At 70.5% G+C, this 13,723-nt stretch carries 13 protein-coding genes; 6 read left to right on the top strand and 7 right to left on the bottom strand.

What is annotated here, in order from left to right; all coding sequences use genetic code 11:
• The first annotated feature begins 58 nt into the window (after positions 1-58).
• Positions 59-847, top strand: a complete 789-nt coding sequence (locus CA984_RS02400; RefSeq protein ID WP_086567501.1) for an MBL fold metallo-hydrolase — start codon at positions 59-61, stop codon at positions 845-847.
• Between the two features lie 133 nt (positions 848-980).
• Here CA984_RS02400 and CA984_RS02395 read toward each other — a convergent pair whose 3' ends face one another.
• On the bottom strand, positions 981-1,661 hold the full coding sequence (locus CA984_RS02395) for a Crp/Fnr family transcriptional regulator (RefSeq protein ID WP_086567499.1): 681 nt from the start codon (positions 1,659-1,661) through the stop codon (positions 981-983).
• A gap of 81 nt (positions 1,662-1,742) precedes the next feature.
• On the opposite strand from CA984_RS02395, the gene nth reads away from it, so the two are divergent.
• A complete protein-coding gene (gene nth, locus CA984_RS02390; protein ID WP_086567496.1) occupies positions 1,743-2,468 on the top strand; it encodes an endonuclease III in 726 nt (241 codons plus the stop codon).
• A 76-nt stretch (positions 2,469-2,544) separates the two neighbouring features.
• Positions 2,545-3,186 (top strand): NUDIX hydrolase, encoded by a 642-nt coding sequence (locus CA984_RS02385; RefSeq protein WP_086567493.1) that lies wholly within the window; start codon positions 2,545-2,547, stop codon positions 3,184-3,186.
• Here CA984_RS02385 and CA984_RS02380 read toward each other — a convergent pair.
• Complete coding sequence (locus tag CA984_RS02380) at positions 3,136-3,687, bottom strand: HEAT repeat domain-containing protein (protein WP_086567490.1); 552 nt, start codon at positions 3,685-3,687, stop codon at positions 3,136-3,138. The genes CA984_RS02385 and CA984_RS02380 overlap by 51 nt on opposite strands.
• A gap of 72 nt (positions 3,688-3,759) precedes the next feature.
• Between CA984_RS02380 and CA984_RS02375 the strand changes: the two genes are divergently transcribed.
• The gene (locus tag CA984_RS02375) at positions 3,760-4,959 is read left to right on the top strand and encodes a MarP family serine protease (RefSeq protein ID WP_086567487.1); all 1,200 of its coding nucleotides are present in this window, start codon (positions 3,760-3,762) and stop codon (positions 4,957-4,959) included.
• On the opposite strand, the gene CA984_RS02370 is transcribed toward CA984_RS02375, so the two are convergent.
• From CA984_RS02370 to acs, 5 genes are all read right to left on the bottom strand, one after another.
• Positions 4,956-5,405, bottom strand: a complete 450-nt coding sequence (locus CA984_RS02370; protein ID WP_086567484.1) for a DUF309 domain-containing protein — start codon at positions 5,403-5,405, stop codon at positions 4,956-4,958. The two genes, CA984_RS02375 and CA984_RS02370, sit on opposite strands and share 4 nt — an antisense overlap.
• Before the next feature lie 132 nt (positions 5,406-5,537).
• Entirely contained in the window at positions 5,538-6,461 is a 924-nt protein-coding gene (locus CA984_RS02365; protein WP_086567481.1) for an alpha/beta fold hydrolase, read from the bottom strand.
• A complete protein-coding gene (locus tag CA984_RS02360) occupies positions 6,458-6,931 on the bottom strand; it encodes a phage holin family protein (RefSeq protein ID WP_086567479.1) in 474 nt (157 codons plus the stop codon). The genes CA984_RS02365 and CA984_RS02360 overlap by 4 nt, the downstream gene beginning before the upstream one ends.
• Before the next feature lie 26 nt (positions 6,932-6,957).
• Positions 6,958-8,184: a Na+/H+ antiporter NhaA gene (gene nhaA, locus CA984_RS02355; RefSeq protein WP_086567476.1), complete on the bottom strand. Its 1,227-nt coding sequence runs from the start codon at positions 8,182-8,184 to the stop codon at positions 6,958-6,960.
• Positions 8,185-8,481: 297 nt separating this feature from the next.
• The gene (gene acs, locus CA984_RS02350; protein ID WP_086567474.1) at positions 8,482-10,467 is read right to left on the bottom strand and encodes an acetate--CoA ligase; all 1,986 of its coding nucleotides are present in this window, start codon (positions 10,465-10,467) and stop codon (positions 8,482-8,484) included.
• A 317-nt stretch (positions 10,468-10,784) separates the two neighbouring features.
• On the opposite strand from acs, the gene CA984_RS02345 reads away from it, so the two are divergent.
• Together CA984_RS02345 and ssd are read left to right on the top strand one after the other, a co-directional pair.
• Positions 10,785-11,558, top strand: coding sequence for a Fic family protein (locus CA984_RS02345; RefSeq protein WP_086567471.1), 774 nt, complete (start codon positions 10,785-10,787; stop codon positions 11,556-11,558).
• Between the two features lie 1,090 nt (positions 11,559-12,648).
• The gene (gene ssd / locus CA984_RS02340) at positions 12,649-13,695 is read left to right on the top strand and encodes a septum site-determining protein Ssd (RefSeq protein WP_086567468.1); all 1,047 of its coding nucleotides are present in this window, start codon (positions 12,649-12,651) and stop codon (positions 13,693-13,695) included.
• Positions 13,696-13,723 lie beyond the last annotated feature (28 nt).

Below are 13,723 nucleotides of genomic sequence, written 5' to 3'. Positions count from 1 at the left end.
GCGGCGGGCACGGGGCGTCCGCGGAGGCGGCCGGCGCGCCGCCGGCGGAGGGGACCGGATGAGCGGCCTGCGGATCCCCCTCGACGGGCCCGACGGATCCGGTACGGATCACGCGCTCAGCCTTCTCGCCCCGAACCCGTCCCCGATGACCCTGGACGGCACCAACACCTGGGTGATCGGCCGGGGCGAGGACGTGCTCGTCGTCGACCCGGGGCCGGACGACGGGCCGCACCTGCGGCGGGTCGCCGACCGTCTCCGTGGGCGCAGGGTGACGGCGATCCTGCTCACTCACGGGCACCACGACCACAGCGGCGGCGCGAAGGGGTTCGCCGAGCTGGTCCGCGCGCCCGTCAGGGCACTGGACCCCGGTCACCGGCTCGGCGACGAGGGTCTCGCCGACGGCGACGTGCTCACCGCGGGCGGCCTGGAGCTCCACGTCGTGGGCACCCCCGGCCATTCGTTCGACTCGCTCTGTTTCTGGCTGCCGGAGGACCGGGCGATGCTGACCGGGGACACCGTGCTCGGCCGGGGCACCTCCGTCATCGCCCCGGACGGCGACCTCGCCGACTATCTGCGCTCCCTGGACCGGCTCCGCGCGACGGCCGAGCGGGTCGGCGCCGAGGCGCTGCTCCCCGGCCACGGCCCGGTGCTGCCCGACCCGATCGGCGCGCTGGACGGCTACATCGCCCACCGGAGGCAGCGGCTCGACCAGATCCGGAGCGCGCGTGAGCGGGGCGCGAGGACGCCGGCGGAGATCGTCGAGGTCGTCTACGCGGACGTCGACCGGTCGCTGTGGCCCGCCGCCGAGATGTCGGTCCGCGCCCAGCTCGCCTATCTCGACGGCTAGACCCAGGCCCGGCGGCGCCTGTCTCGACGGCTGGACCCAGGCCCTGCCCCGTCGGTCTCGGCGCCGGTCCCGGCCCGCGCGGCGGTGCCTTCCAGCCCGCCGCGGGCGCCGGCCGGGATCCGCGGGACGCCCCTCAGCGCGAGCGGTTGTGCAGCCGCTCCAGGTCCATGATGACCACGGCCTTGGCCTCGATGCGCAGCCAGCCGCGCTGGGCGAAGTCGGCCAGGGCCTTGTTCACCGTCTCGCGGGAGGCGCCGACCAGCTGGGCCAGCTCCTCCTGGGTGAGGTCGTGGTGGACCCGGACGCCGTCGTCGATCCGCTGGCCGAAGCGCTCGGCCAGGTCGAGCAGGGCCTTGGCGACCCGCCCGGGGACGTCGGTGAAGACCAGGTCGGCCAGCACGTCGTTGGTACGGCGCAGCCGCTGGGCCAGGGCGCGCAGCAGGTGCAGGGCGACCTCGGGGCGGCCGGTCAGCCAGGGGCGCAGGTCGTCGTGGCCGAGCCCGGCCAGGCGGACGTCGGTCAGCGCGGTGGCGGACGCCGTACGGGGGCGGGGGTCGAACAGTGACAGCTCGCCGAACATCTCGCCCGGACCGAGCACACTGAGCAGGTTCTCCCGGCCGTCGGGCGCGGTCCTGGACAGTTTGATCTTTCCTTCGAGCACCACGTAGAGGCGGTCGCCGGTCTCGTTCTCGCTGAACAGCGTCTGCCCCTTGGACAGCTCGACCTCCGAGACACTCGTGCGCAGCGCGGCGGCGCCCTCGCGGTCGAGCGCCGAGAACAGAGGCGCCTTGGCCAGCACGTCGTCGGTGTTCACAGTGCCTCCTGTTTCACGGCTCACGCAGTCATTGTGACCTATCCCACCGAGCAGCCCTCAAGGGGGCCATACGCGTAGGCTGTGCAGGTGCCTCGCAACGTCGGTCGTGCTGGTGAATCCCCGCTCGCCCTGGTCCGTCGTGCTCGGCGGATGGATCGCATCCTGGCGGAAACCTACCCAGATGCCCACTGCGAACTCGACTTCCGCAACCCCCTGGAGCTGCTGGTCGCGACGATCTTATCTGCGCAGTGTACGGATAAAAGAGTCAACATGGTTACTCCAACGCTTTTTGTGAAATATCGGACAGCGGAGGATTACGCCGGCGCCGACCGGGCCGAGGTCGAGGACATCATCCGGTCCACGGGGTTCTTCCGGGCCAAGACCAACAGCATCGTCGGCATGGCCCAGGTCCTGTGCGACCGCTACGGCGGGGAGGTCCCCGGCAAGCTCAAGGACCTGGTCACGCTGCCGGGCGTCGGCCGCAAGACCGCCAACGTGGTGCTCGGCAACGCCTTCGGGGTCCCCGGCATCACCGTGGACACCCACTTCCAGCGGCTCGTCCACCGGTTCCGCTGGACGGAGGAGACCGACCCGGTCAAGATCGAACACGTCGTCGCGGGGCTCATCCCGAAACGCGACTGGACGATGATGTCCCACCGCCTGATCTGGCACGGCCGCCGCATCTGCCACGCCCGCACACCCGCCTGCGGCGTGTGCCCGCTCGCCGCGCTCTGCCCTTCGTACGGCATCGGCCCCGTCGCCCCCGCCCAGGCCGCCAAACTGGTACGCCCCGGCCCCTTCTCGTGACCGGTCCGGCGACCGGCTCCCGATGACCGGGAAGCACGGGACGGGGCACCGTGTTGCAGAGACCGGAGGTGTGCCCGTGGAAGTGCCCGGATGGTTGGAGACGCTGGCCGAACGGGTCGCGAGGACGCCGGTGCCCCCGCCGCTGCGACCACCGAATTCGGGCGGCCGGCCGGCGGCGGTGCTGATGCTGTTCGGGGAGGGGCCGCTCGGCCCCGACGTGCTGCTGATCCAGCGCAGCTCGCGCGGACGCCGCCACGCGGGGCAGCCCGCCTTCCCCGGCGGCGGCGTGGACCCCGAGGACGGCGGCCCGATCGCCGCCGCGCTGCGCGAGGCGCAGGAGGAGACCGGTCTCGATCCGGCCGGTGTCCAGGTGGTCGGCACGATGCCCGAGCTGTACGTCTGGCACAGCGACAACCGGGTCACCCCGGTGCTGGGCTGGTGGCACACGCCCAGCGTGGTGCACGCGGCCTCGCCCGACGAGGTGGAGGCGGTGGAGCGCGTCCCGGTCTCCGAGCTCGTCGATCCCGCCAACCGGCTCAAGCTGCGCCACCCGAGCGGCCTGTCCGGCCCCGCCTTCCGGGTGCGCGGGCTGCTGGTGTGGGGTTTCACCGCGGGGGTGCTCGACGGGGTGCTCGCCGCGTCGGGCTTCGAGCTCCCCTGGGACCGGTCACGGATCGAGGATCTGCCTCCGGACGTCCTCAACCTCGCGGCCCGTTGACAGCGCCAGGCCCAGGCGGGCCCAGTCGGCCACGTCGAGGTCGGGGTCCCTCGACAGCCGCCGCAGAGCCCCCAGGCCCATCGGATCGGGCGGGTTGCCCATGATGTTCGGCAGCGCGTAGGCCGCGCCGTACCTGACCCTGGGGTCGGCGTGCTCGCCCAGGGCGACCACCGACGGCAGCGCGCGGCGGTCCCTGAGATGGCCGAAGGCGATCAGCACCGAGTAGAGCACCATGCAGTCGTCCTCGCTGGAGGCCAGGAATCGCAGCACCGGCAGGCTCCGGTCGGTGAAGCCGAGCCTGCCGAGGATGTCCACCCCCAGCATCCGCTCGGAGGCGGTCTCGCCCGCGCACAGCCGCCGGGCCGCGGTGAAGGTCTCCAGATCGCCTCGCGCGTGCAACACGGCGATCGCCTGCCAGCGGATCGTGCCGTCGTGGTCCTGGTCCCGCAGCGCGGCCTCGATGAGAGACTCCACGGCCGCCGACCCCCCGATCGTTGCCATATGACCACGATAACCGCATGGACCTACAAGAAGGGGTGCACGCGCGGGGCGGTGGCTGGATACCGTAAAGGGGTGAGCGGTGATCTCCTCGATCTCATCCTGATCGCCCTGATGGTGGCCTTCGCGGTGTCGGGATACCGCCAGGGGTTCATCATCGGGGCCCTGAGCTTTGTCGGATTCGTCGGTGGCGGGCTGCTGGGCATCTTCATCGCCCCGCCGATCGCCGGCGCTTTCGTCGACGGTGAGACCGAGCGCGCGCTGCTCGCCATCGTCATCGTCTTCCTGACCGCGACGATCGGGCAGTTCGCGTCCTCGACCATCGGCGCGGTGGTCCGCAGCCATGTCACCTGGGAGCCCGCCAAGGTGGTCGACGCGGTCGGCGGCACCTTCGCCAGCGCGTTCTCGGTGCTGATCATCGCCTGGCTGATCGGCTCGCTGATCTCCTCCTCCCAGTTCACCCTGCTGAGCGAGCAGGTCAACAAGTCACTGCTGATCGGCACCGTCGACCAGGCGATGCCGAAGGCGGCCAAGGACTTCCAGAAGCCCTTCAAGGACTTCATCGACACCTCCGGCTTCCCGAAGGTGTTCGACGCCATAGGGGCCGGCGAATTCGTCCAGGTCGAGCCGCCCGACAAGAGCGTGCCCAAGGGGGCGCAGCTCTCACGCGCCCGCCGGGGCATCGTCAAGGTCCAGGGCGTCGCCTCCAGCTGCCGCAGGCACATCGAGGGCACCGGCTTCGTCTACTCCCAGAACAAGATCATGACGAACGCCCACGTGGTCGCGGGTGTCGACCAGGACCTGCAGGTCACCGACTACCTCAACAAGGCCCACGCGGCCAAGGTCGTGCTCTACAACCCCGACAGGGACATCGCGATCCTCCACGTCCCCGGTCTGAACATGCCGATCCTGCGCTTCGACGGCACCGCCAAGAAGGGCGACGACGCCATCGTCGCCGGCTTCCCGCACGGCCAGGGCTTCACCATGAACCCGGCCCGCATCCGGGTGCAGCAGAAGGCCAGGGGACTCAACATCTACGAGCGCAAGTCCGTCGTCCGCGACGTCTACTCCATCCGCGGCCTGGTCCGGCAGGGCAACTCCGGCGGGCCGCTGCTCACCACCGACGGCCGGGTCTACGGGGTCGTCTTCGCGGCCGCGCTCGACCAGCAGGAGACCGGCTACGTCTTGACGGCGGCCGAGGTGTCGCCGGACGCCGAGGACGGCTCCAAGCTGTTCAACCGGGTCGACACCCAGGAGTGCGACCAGAACGGCTAGAGCAGGTCCCTGATCGCGGTGATGGCCGCTCCGGGGTCGGGGTCGCCCGCGGCGCCCAGCTCCCGGGCGGTCAGGGCGATCTCCTCGTACGGCGGGCCGTACCGGCTGATCCTGCCGGCGCCCCGGGCGAACAGCGCCGCGGCCCCGCGCCGGTTGCCCCGCTGCAGGTGGGTGAGGCCGACGCAGATCTGCGCCAGCCCCTGCCAGAGCTCCCGCTCCGCCTCCGGAGCGGTCTTCCACCGGCCTTCCAGCACCTCATGGGCGTGGAACGGCCGGCTCTCGCCGAGCAGCCGACGCGCCTCGGCGAGTGCCTCCTCCGCGCTCGGCGCGTAGTCGTCCGGGACGCGCTCCACGCCCTCCGCCCCGTGGGGCAGCGGCCGTCCGAACGCGTCCCGAGGCCGCCGGTTGCGGGGCCTTCCGTCCGGGTCGCGGTCTCTCGTGGTCATGGGGCTGTGGATCCCTCCGTCCGGGGGTCCCGGTCTTGCGTGGTCATGGGCTGTGGATCCCTCCGTCCGGGTCCCGGTCCTGCGTGGTCATGGGGCTGTGGATCCCTCCGTCCGGACCGCGGTCTCTCGCGGTCACCGGTCGGGCTCCGGGTCGGACAGCCAGCCGATGAGCTCGGCGTCGAACTCCTCCGGGCGCTCCTCGTGGGGGAAGTGACCCGCGCCCTCGATCAGCCGCCACCGGTAGGGGGCGGCCACATAGCGGCCGGAGCCCTGGGCGGTGCGGGGCAGGACGTGCCTGTCGAGCGCGCCGTGCAACTGCAGCGTGGGCGCGGCGATCTCGCTCCGCATCCTCCTGGCGTAGCGCAGCCCGTCGGGACGGAACTGGGAGCGGGCGAACCAGCGGTGATACTCCACCGCGCAGTGGGAGACGGTGGGGATGCGGAAGACGTCACGATAGGTCTTCGCCACCTCCTCCTCCGGCCAGGTCGGCCCGGACCACTGATCCAGCAGCCGTCCCACCATCGCGCCCTGGTTGGCGGTCAGGCGGCGTTCGGGCAGGAACGGCAACTGGAACCCCAGGGCGTAGGAACTCGCCCTGAGCTGGCCCAACGGGTCGCCGAACAGTGCGGAGCGGAGCCTGAGCGGATGCGGGGCCGCGACCGGGACCAGCCGCAGGACCGCCTTGGGGTCCAGCACGGACATCGTCCAGGCCAGCAGCCCGCCCCAGTCGTGGCCGACGACGATCGCACCGGTCTCGCCCAGCGCCCGGACCAGCCCGGCCGCGTCGCCGGCCAGGGTGGGCAGGTCGTAGCCGCGTGGCGGCTTGTCGCTGGCGCCGTAGCCCCGCAGGTCGACGGCGACGGCGCGGTAGCCCGCGGCGGGCAGGGAGACGAGCTGGTTGCGCCAGCTCCACCAGAACTGCGGGAACCCGTGCAGCAGCAGCACAAGAGGGCCCGTCCCCGCCTCCACGATGTGGAAGCGGGTGCCGCCGGCGTGCACGGCGCGGTGGGTCCACGGGCCCTCGATCCTGACCAGGGACTCGTCGGGACGGCTCACTGGCCCGGACTCACCGGTTCGCGATGCGAGCCGACCTGGCCCGCGCCGGACGGTGCGGGCGGCGTGGCGAGACCGAGCCCGCTCTCGCCGCTCTTGATGGTCCTGAGCGAGCGCAGGGTCCGCTTCATCCCGGTCAGGCCCTTGAGCCGCCGGATACCGAGGAAGATCAACAGGCTGGCCACGATCAGGTAGAACACGGTGACGATCGTGAAGGCCAGCCACGTCCACACGCCCAGCCCGACCAGGGCGTAGGCGATGGCGAACGAGGCCAGGATCAGGCACAGGTGGGCCATGAACGCGGCGGCGCCGAAAAGGCCGGCGGCCACGCCGGCCCGTTTGGCGTCGAACCTCAGCTCGGACTTGGCCAGTTCGATCTCCGCGCGCACCAGAGTGGAGATCTGGTCGCTGGCCGCGGCGACCAGTGCGCCCAGCGACTCCTCCTGCGGTTCCGTGGGTGGATTCAGTGTCATGAGAGATCTCCTATCGAGCGCCGGTATCAGACATCATCCTGCGCGCTGAGGTGGTTGCGCACGCGCACCCGGAGCAGGACCGCCGCGACGACCGAGGCCGTGAGGCTCGCCACCAGCACTCCGGTGGTCACCGCGGCCGCCCGTCCGGGATCGTCGCCATAGGCCAGATCGCCGATGAGCAGGGACACGGTGAACCCGATCCCGGCCAGAATCGACACGGCGGCCATGTCCCGCCAGTGCAGTTCATCCGACAGTTTCGCCAAGCCGAGCCGTACGGCCAGCCACGCCCCGCCGAAGACGCCCAGGAACTTACCGACGACCAGACCGGCGATCACCCCGAGCACCACCCGGTCGGTGACCATCGCGCCGAGGCTCCCCGCGTTGAGCACGACCCCCGCGGACACGAACGCGAACACGGGCACCGCGAAGCCCGCCGAGAAGGGGCGGATGTAGTGGTCGGCCAGTTCGGCGGGGGAGCTCTCCTCGCCTGGGCCGCTGTGCACGCGGGTCATCAGGCCCAGGGCTACCCCGGCGACGGTCGCGTGAACACCGCTGATCTCCACGAGATACCAGGCGAGGAGGGCGAGCGGCAGGTAGAGCCAGAGGCCGCGGACCCGCCTGGCCTGCAGCAGGCCGTACAGGGTGATGACCGCCGCCCCGGCCAGCAGCGCCAGGAGGTTCAGGTTCCGGGTGAAGAAGACGGCGATGACGGTGATCGCGCCGAGGTCGTCCACCACGGCGCTGGTCAGCAGGAACGCCCGCAGCGCGGCGGGCAGCGCGCTGGCCGTCACAGCCAGTACGGCGAGGGCGAAGGCGATGTCGGTGGCCGTGGGGATGGCCCAGCCGCGGCCCGCCCCCGGCACGCCCCAGCTCACCACGAGATAGATCAGGGCGGGAACGACCATGCCGGCGATCGAGGCGACGACGGGCAGCGCGGCCTTACGGAGCTGGGCGAGTTCGCCGTGGACGAACTCCTCCTTGACCTCGATCCCGGCGACGAAGAAGAAGACCGTGAGCAGGCCGTTCTGGACCCATTTGTAGAGCTCCATGTCGAGGTGGAGAAAGGCCGGGCCGAACGTCGCGTTGCGGAGCGCCTCGTAGGAGTCGGTGGAGACATTGGCCCAGACCAGGGCGGCGACCGTGGCCAGCAGCATGACGACGCCGCCGACGGTCTCGGTGCGGAGCGCCTCGGCGAGCTGGCGGGCGTATCGCAGGGACGGGCGGAAAGGCCAGATTTCGACGGCGCGGCGCATGGGACCTCCGGGAATGCAGAGAGGGACGGTCCCCTCGCTGGCCGACCAGACTTCCCGGCACACCTGATCGCCAGCCTATCGAAGTAACGCGAAAGGGACTTCGGGTGGGCCCGCATGGTTTGGAGGCCCGCATGGTTTGGAGGCCCGCACGGCCCGGAAGTTCGCGTGGTTTGGAGGCCCGCACGGTTCAGAGGCCCGCACGGCCCGGAAGCCCGCACGGTTCAGAGGCCCGCACGGGGAAGGCGCGGGCCCCCGTCGCCGGGGATCCGCGCCTTCCGGCCGGTGCCTACCCGCCGCTCAGTCGTCGCTCTTGGCGCTGGGCAGCTTCTCGGAGATGAGGTTCATCACCGTGCTGTCGGCCAGCGTGGTGACGTCGCCGACGCTGCGGTTCTCCGCCACGTCGCGCAGGAGGCGTCGCATGATCTTGCCCGAGCGGGTCTTCGGCAGCTCGGGGACCACCAGGATCTGGCGCGGCTTGGCGATCGGCCCCAGGGACTTGGCCACGTGGTTGCGGAGTTCGGCGGCGATGTCGGCGCTCTCCTCGGCGTTGCCGCGCAGGATCACGAACGCCACGATGGCCTGACCGGTCACCGGGTCGGTCGCGCCGACCACGGCGGCCTCGGCGACCTTCGGGTGGGAGACCAGGGCCGACTCCACCTCGGTGGTGGAGATGTTGTGGCCGGAGACGAGCATGACGTCGTCCACGCGGCCCAGCAACCACAGGTCGCCGTCCTCGTCCTTCTTGGCGCCGTCGCCGGCGAAGTACATGCCCTCGAAGCGGGACCAGTAGGTGTCGATGTAGCGCTGGTCGTCGCCCCAGATCGTGCGGAGCATGGACGGCCACGGTTCGCGCAGCACCAGGAAGCCGCCGCCGCCGTTGCCGACGGTGTTGCCCTGGTCGTCTACCACGTCGGCGCTGATGCCGGGCAGCGGGCGCATGGCCGCGCCGGGCTTGCCCGAGGTGACGCCGGGCAGCGGACTGATCATGATGCCGCCGGTCTCGGTCTGCCACCAGGTGTCCACCACCGGAGCGCGGTCCTTGCCGATGTGCTCGCGGTACCAGACGTAGGCCTCGGGGTTGATCGGCTCGCCGACGCTGCCCAGGATACGCAGGGACGACATGTCGTACTTGGCGGGGATGTCGTCGCCCCACTTCATGAAGGTACGGATCGCCGTCGGGGCGGTGTAGAGGATCGTGACCTTGTACTTCTGCACGATCTCCCAGAACCGGCCCCGGTGCGGGGTGTCCGGGGTGCCCTCGTAGATGACGCTGGTCGCGCCGTTGGCCAGCGGGCCGTACACGATGTAGGAGTGACCGGTCACCCAGCCGATGTCGGCGGTGCACCAGTAGACGTCGGTGTCCGGCTTGAGGTCGAACACCGCGTGGTGGGTGTAGGCGACCTGGGTCAGGTAGCCGCCGGTGGTGTGCAGGATGCCCTTGGGCCTGCCGGTCGTGCCGCTGGTGTAGAGGATGTAGAGCGGGTCCTCGGCGTCGTTCGGCCGCGCCTCGTGGACGTCGGCCTGGCGGTCCACGATGTCGTGCCACCAGACGTCCTTCTCGGTCTGGGACACCTCCTGGCCGGTCCTCCTGACGACCAGGACGTGCTCGATGCCCGGGCACTCCTTGACCGCCTCGTCCACGGTCGGCTTGAGCGCGCTGGGCGCGCCCCGACGGTAGCCGCCGTCGGCGGTGACCACGATCTTGGCGTCGGCGTCCTGGATCCGGCCGCTGAGGGCGGCGGAGGAGAACCCGCCGAACACCACGGAGTGGATCGCGCCGATGCGGGCACACGCGAGCATGGTGATCGGCAGCTCGGGGATCATCGGCATGTAGACGGCGACCCGGTCGCCCTTGCCGACCCCGAGCTCCTGCAGCGCGTTGGCGGCCTTGGCGACCTCGCGCTGCAGGTCGGAATAGGTGAGGGTACGGCTGTCGCCCTCGGGCTCGCCCTCCCAGTGGTAGGCGACCTTGTCACCGCGGCCGGCCTCGACGTGGCGGTCGACGCAGTTGTAGGCGATGTTGAGCTCTCCGCCGACGAACCACTTGGCGAAGGGCGGGTTCCATTCGAGGGTGGTGTCCCAGCGCTTGGACCAGCTCAGCCGATCGGCCTGCTTCTCCCAGAACGCCAGGCGGTCCTGCTCCGCCTCGGCGTAGGCCTCGGCGGTCACGTTCGCGGCCGCGGCCAGGTCGGCAGGAGGTGCGAACCGCCGGGTCTCGTGCAGCAGGTTCGACAAGGTCTCCTGGGTCTCACGCGACTCGGAACCAGGGGTCTCCGGGGCCACTACGCACTCCTTACGTACTTGCTAGACGACTGGTCGTGTTCCACTTCACCAGGCCAGAGGTCCATGCCACAAGAGGTCTAGACAGGTCTGTACCAATCGGTGATAGGGGGTCATAGTGGCTCACAATCGTCTTAACACCCGACAACAACTGCAGCGAAACCGTTGTGTTTTCGACACCATAGGAATGTAGAGGGTGTTATTCCGTGCCCTTTAGTACGGCGGTGCGCCAGACGGCGGTATGCGTTCGCCGAGCGGTCCGGCCCCCGTTTCAGTGGTGCGTTCGGGGCCTTGTTGACCGGCCGGTAAGGTCGGGGAGCGTGAGCGACCCATTGGCTGTCATCGCCGAACTGCCCGGAGTGCCCGAGGCGGTCACCGACGCGCGCAAGGCCGTGGACCGGCTCTACGGGCACCGCGTGTTGCGGCGCAAGAGCCCGGAGGTGTCGGCCAGATCGGCCCTGCGCGGTGCTCGCGCGTCCGCCGCCCTGGACGGCGTGGACGTCCCGCTTGAGGCCATTCCGGAGGTCACCGACCCCGTCGTCCAAGGCGCGCTGCGCGTCTCGGCCGAGTTGGGACGGCTCGGCCCCACCTGGCGTGCGGCCCCCCGCCAGGTGCTGGCCAGATTGCACACCCTCGCCGCCGCCGGCCTCACCGAACATCTCGGGCGCCCTCGGGGCGCCGTCGAGGCGCCCGACCCTCTCGGTCTGGGCGCCGCGCCGGGGCCGGAGGAGACCGTCGCCCGTGTGGACGGGCTGGTCGGCCTGGTCGCGGGGCCCTCCAAGGCGCCGGCGCTGGTGCTCGCCGCCATCGTGCACGCGGAGCTGGCGGTGCTGCGGCCGTTCGGATCGGCGGACGGCGTGGTCGCGCGTGCGGCGGAGCGGCTGACACTGGTGGAGTTCGGCCTGGACCCGAAGTCGCTGGCGGCCGTCGAGCTGGGTCACCTCGAACTCGGAGACGCCTATCCCGAGAGCCTGAAGGCCTACCTGAGCGGAACACCCGACGGGGTCGCGGTGTGGGTGAGGCACTGCGCCTCAGCCATCACGCTCGGGGTCCGGGAGGCCACGGCGATCTGTGAGGCCATGCAGCGCGGTTGATCGCGAGCGCCCTCCGCCGCGCGAAGGGACGCGCACGCCGTACGGGGGACAGGTACGTCGTCCGGGGACGCATCGTACGGGGGACAGGCGCGCCGTACGGGGGACACGCATCGTACGGGGGACAGGTACGCCGTACGGAAGCACACGCGCCGTACGAAAGCACACGCGTCGCGAGGAGAGGGGCGGTCGCGCGGGAGGCGCAGCAGCGCCAGGCGGAAGGACGCGCACGCCGTATGGAGGGGCGCACAGCCCTGCGGAGAGACGCACTGCAGACGGCGCGCCTGATGCCGCACAGCAAACGGCGCCCCTGGTGTGGGGCGCCGTTGCCGCACTTCCAGCCGGGTTACCAAGCGTGCACCAAATAATCCTCGGGACGGGACAAGCCCGGCCCGACGGTGCCTCCCGCGGCTCGGCGGCACGTGGGTGCCCGGCGGCCGTGCCCGGACAACTGGTCCGTGCAACCTTTCTATGCCGGATCCTGGCTGATGGGAACCCCTGAAACCAAGACCTTTACAGATCGGGGGACATTCGTGGACGAATCCCCACATATGCCGCACCGTGTCCTTGAGGTGACTATCAGGTCACCCGAGCTGTAATTCTGGTCACTCTGTGTGATCGCAAGCTGGTCGTGCGGTCGTATTTGATTGAACGTCGCGTCGCGACTCAACCGTTACCTTGAAAAAACTAGCGAAAATTAGAGATTACTCCTCGACGAAACTCAAGTTGATCGGGCAGCATGAGGTGGTATCTCCCTTACTGGAGTGACTGCGCACGAGCTGGCTCTGCAATCTTCTTGCTGTGCTCTGGTGAAGTGCTGAAAGCTTTCTTCTGAAACGGGACCGGCTCTACCCCCCCAGAGCCGGACCGGTTGGCGACCCCCGCTCTCCCCCCCGGCGGGGGTCGCCACTTTTTCCTCCCCGCCCGATCCGGCCCTGCTTGGTCTCGGTGCTGCTGGTTCCCGGTGCTTCCGCCCATTGGTTGTCCACAGGTGATACCAGCCCGCTCCGGCTGTCCACAGAGCGGCGTTCGGTGCATCCGCCGAGGCAGGTTCTCTCGGAAAGTGGGTCCTCCGCACTTCAGGGAGGCACCCTTGGACCGCCCTCTGGTCATCACCGAGGACCACGATCTGCTTGACGACCTGCTCCGTGTCGCCGCGGCGGCCGGAGCCGAGCTTGACGTCGCGCACGTGCCCGCACATGCCCGGCCCCGCTGGACCCGTGCGCCGCTGGTCGTCGTCGGCAGCGACATGGCCGATGCCCTGGCCGCCACCGGACCGCCGCCCCGGCACCGCGTCATCCTCGTCACCCGCACTCCCGATGATCCTGACACCTGGCGAAAGTGCGTCGCGGTCGGTGCCCAGTCCGTGCTGGAACTGCCCTCGGCCGAGCGGCAACTGGTCGACGAGTTCGCCGATGTCGTGGAGCCGGAGGCCAGGGCGGGGCTCGTGGTCTGCGTCGCCGGTGGTCGCGGGGGAGCCGGAGCCAGCGTCCTTGCTGCCTCGCTGGCGCTGAGCGCCTCCCGCAGGCACCTCCGCACCCTCCTCGTCGACGCCGACCCGCTCGGTGGCGGCCTGGATCTGCTTCTCGGTCAGGAGGAGGCCGACGGAGCACGCTGGTCCGACCTGGTCGCCCGTGAGGGCAGGGTGAGCTTCACCGCACTTCAGGCTGCTCTGCCGACCTTCGCCGAGCTGACCCTGCTCTCCTTCCACCGCGGCGAGGTCGAGCCCATCCCCGCTGAGGCGATGCGCTCGGTTCTCGAAGCGGGTCGGCGAGGCTTCGACCTGGTGGTCGTCGACCTGCCCCGCCATCCCGACCAGGCCGCCGTGGAGGCGCTCAGCAGGGCCTCCACCACCTTGCTGGTCGTCACCGCCGATGTGCGCGGGGTGCTCGCGGCGGCCCAGGTGCTCGCCGGGCTGCGCAAGCACACCGGAGAGGTGCGCGCCGTCGTACGCGGCGGCGTCCTGGACGACGAGGTGGTCACGGCCTCCCTCCGCGTGCCGTACGCCGGCAGCCTCCCCGACCAGCCTCGCCTCGCCGTCGCCCTCAACCGCGGGGACGTTCCCCCACTTGGCCGCCGGAGCTCTCTCGGCCGGTTCTGCGCCTCGTTCCTGCACTCGCTGCTCGTGGCGGAGACTTGACCTCCTCCCCTCCTGGAAGGGGATTTCC

Origin of the sequence: Streptosporangium minutum (genome assembly GCF_002149035.1) — a bacterium.
Lineage (GTDB): Bacteria > Actinomycetota > Actinomycetes > Streptosporangiales > Streptosporangiaceae > Streptosporangium > Streptosporangium minutum.
The sequence above is the reverse complement of the archived record's forward strand: the minus strand, read 5'-3'. Positions and strand labels throughout refer to the sequence as shown.

Excerpts from the sequence above, each read along its gene's own strand:
- CA984_RS02380 (WP_086567490.1), bottom strand. The coding sequence starts at position 3,687 with ATGGCAACGATCGGGGGGTCGGCGGCCGTGGAGTCTCTCATCGAGGCC.
- CA984_RS02400 (WP_086567501.1), top strand. The coding sequence starts at position 59 with ATGAGCGGCCTGCGGATCCCCCTCGACGGGCCCGACGGATCCGGTACG.
- CA984_RS02360 (WP_086567479.1), bottom strand. The coding sequence starts at position 6,931 with ATGACACTGAATCCACCCACGGAACCGCAGGAGGAGTCGCTGGGCGCA.
- CA984_RS02370 (WP_086567484.1), bottom strand. The coding sequence starts at position 5,405 with ATGACCACGAGAGACCGCGACCCGGACGGAAGGCCCCGCAACCGGCGG.
- nhaA (WP_086567476.1), bottom strand. The coding sequence starts at position 8,184 with ATGCGCCGCGCCGTCGAAATCTGGCCTTTCCGCCCGTCCCTGCGATAC.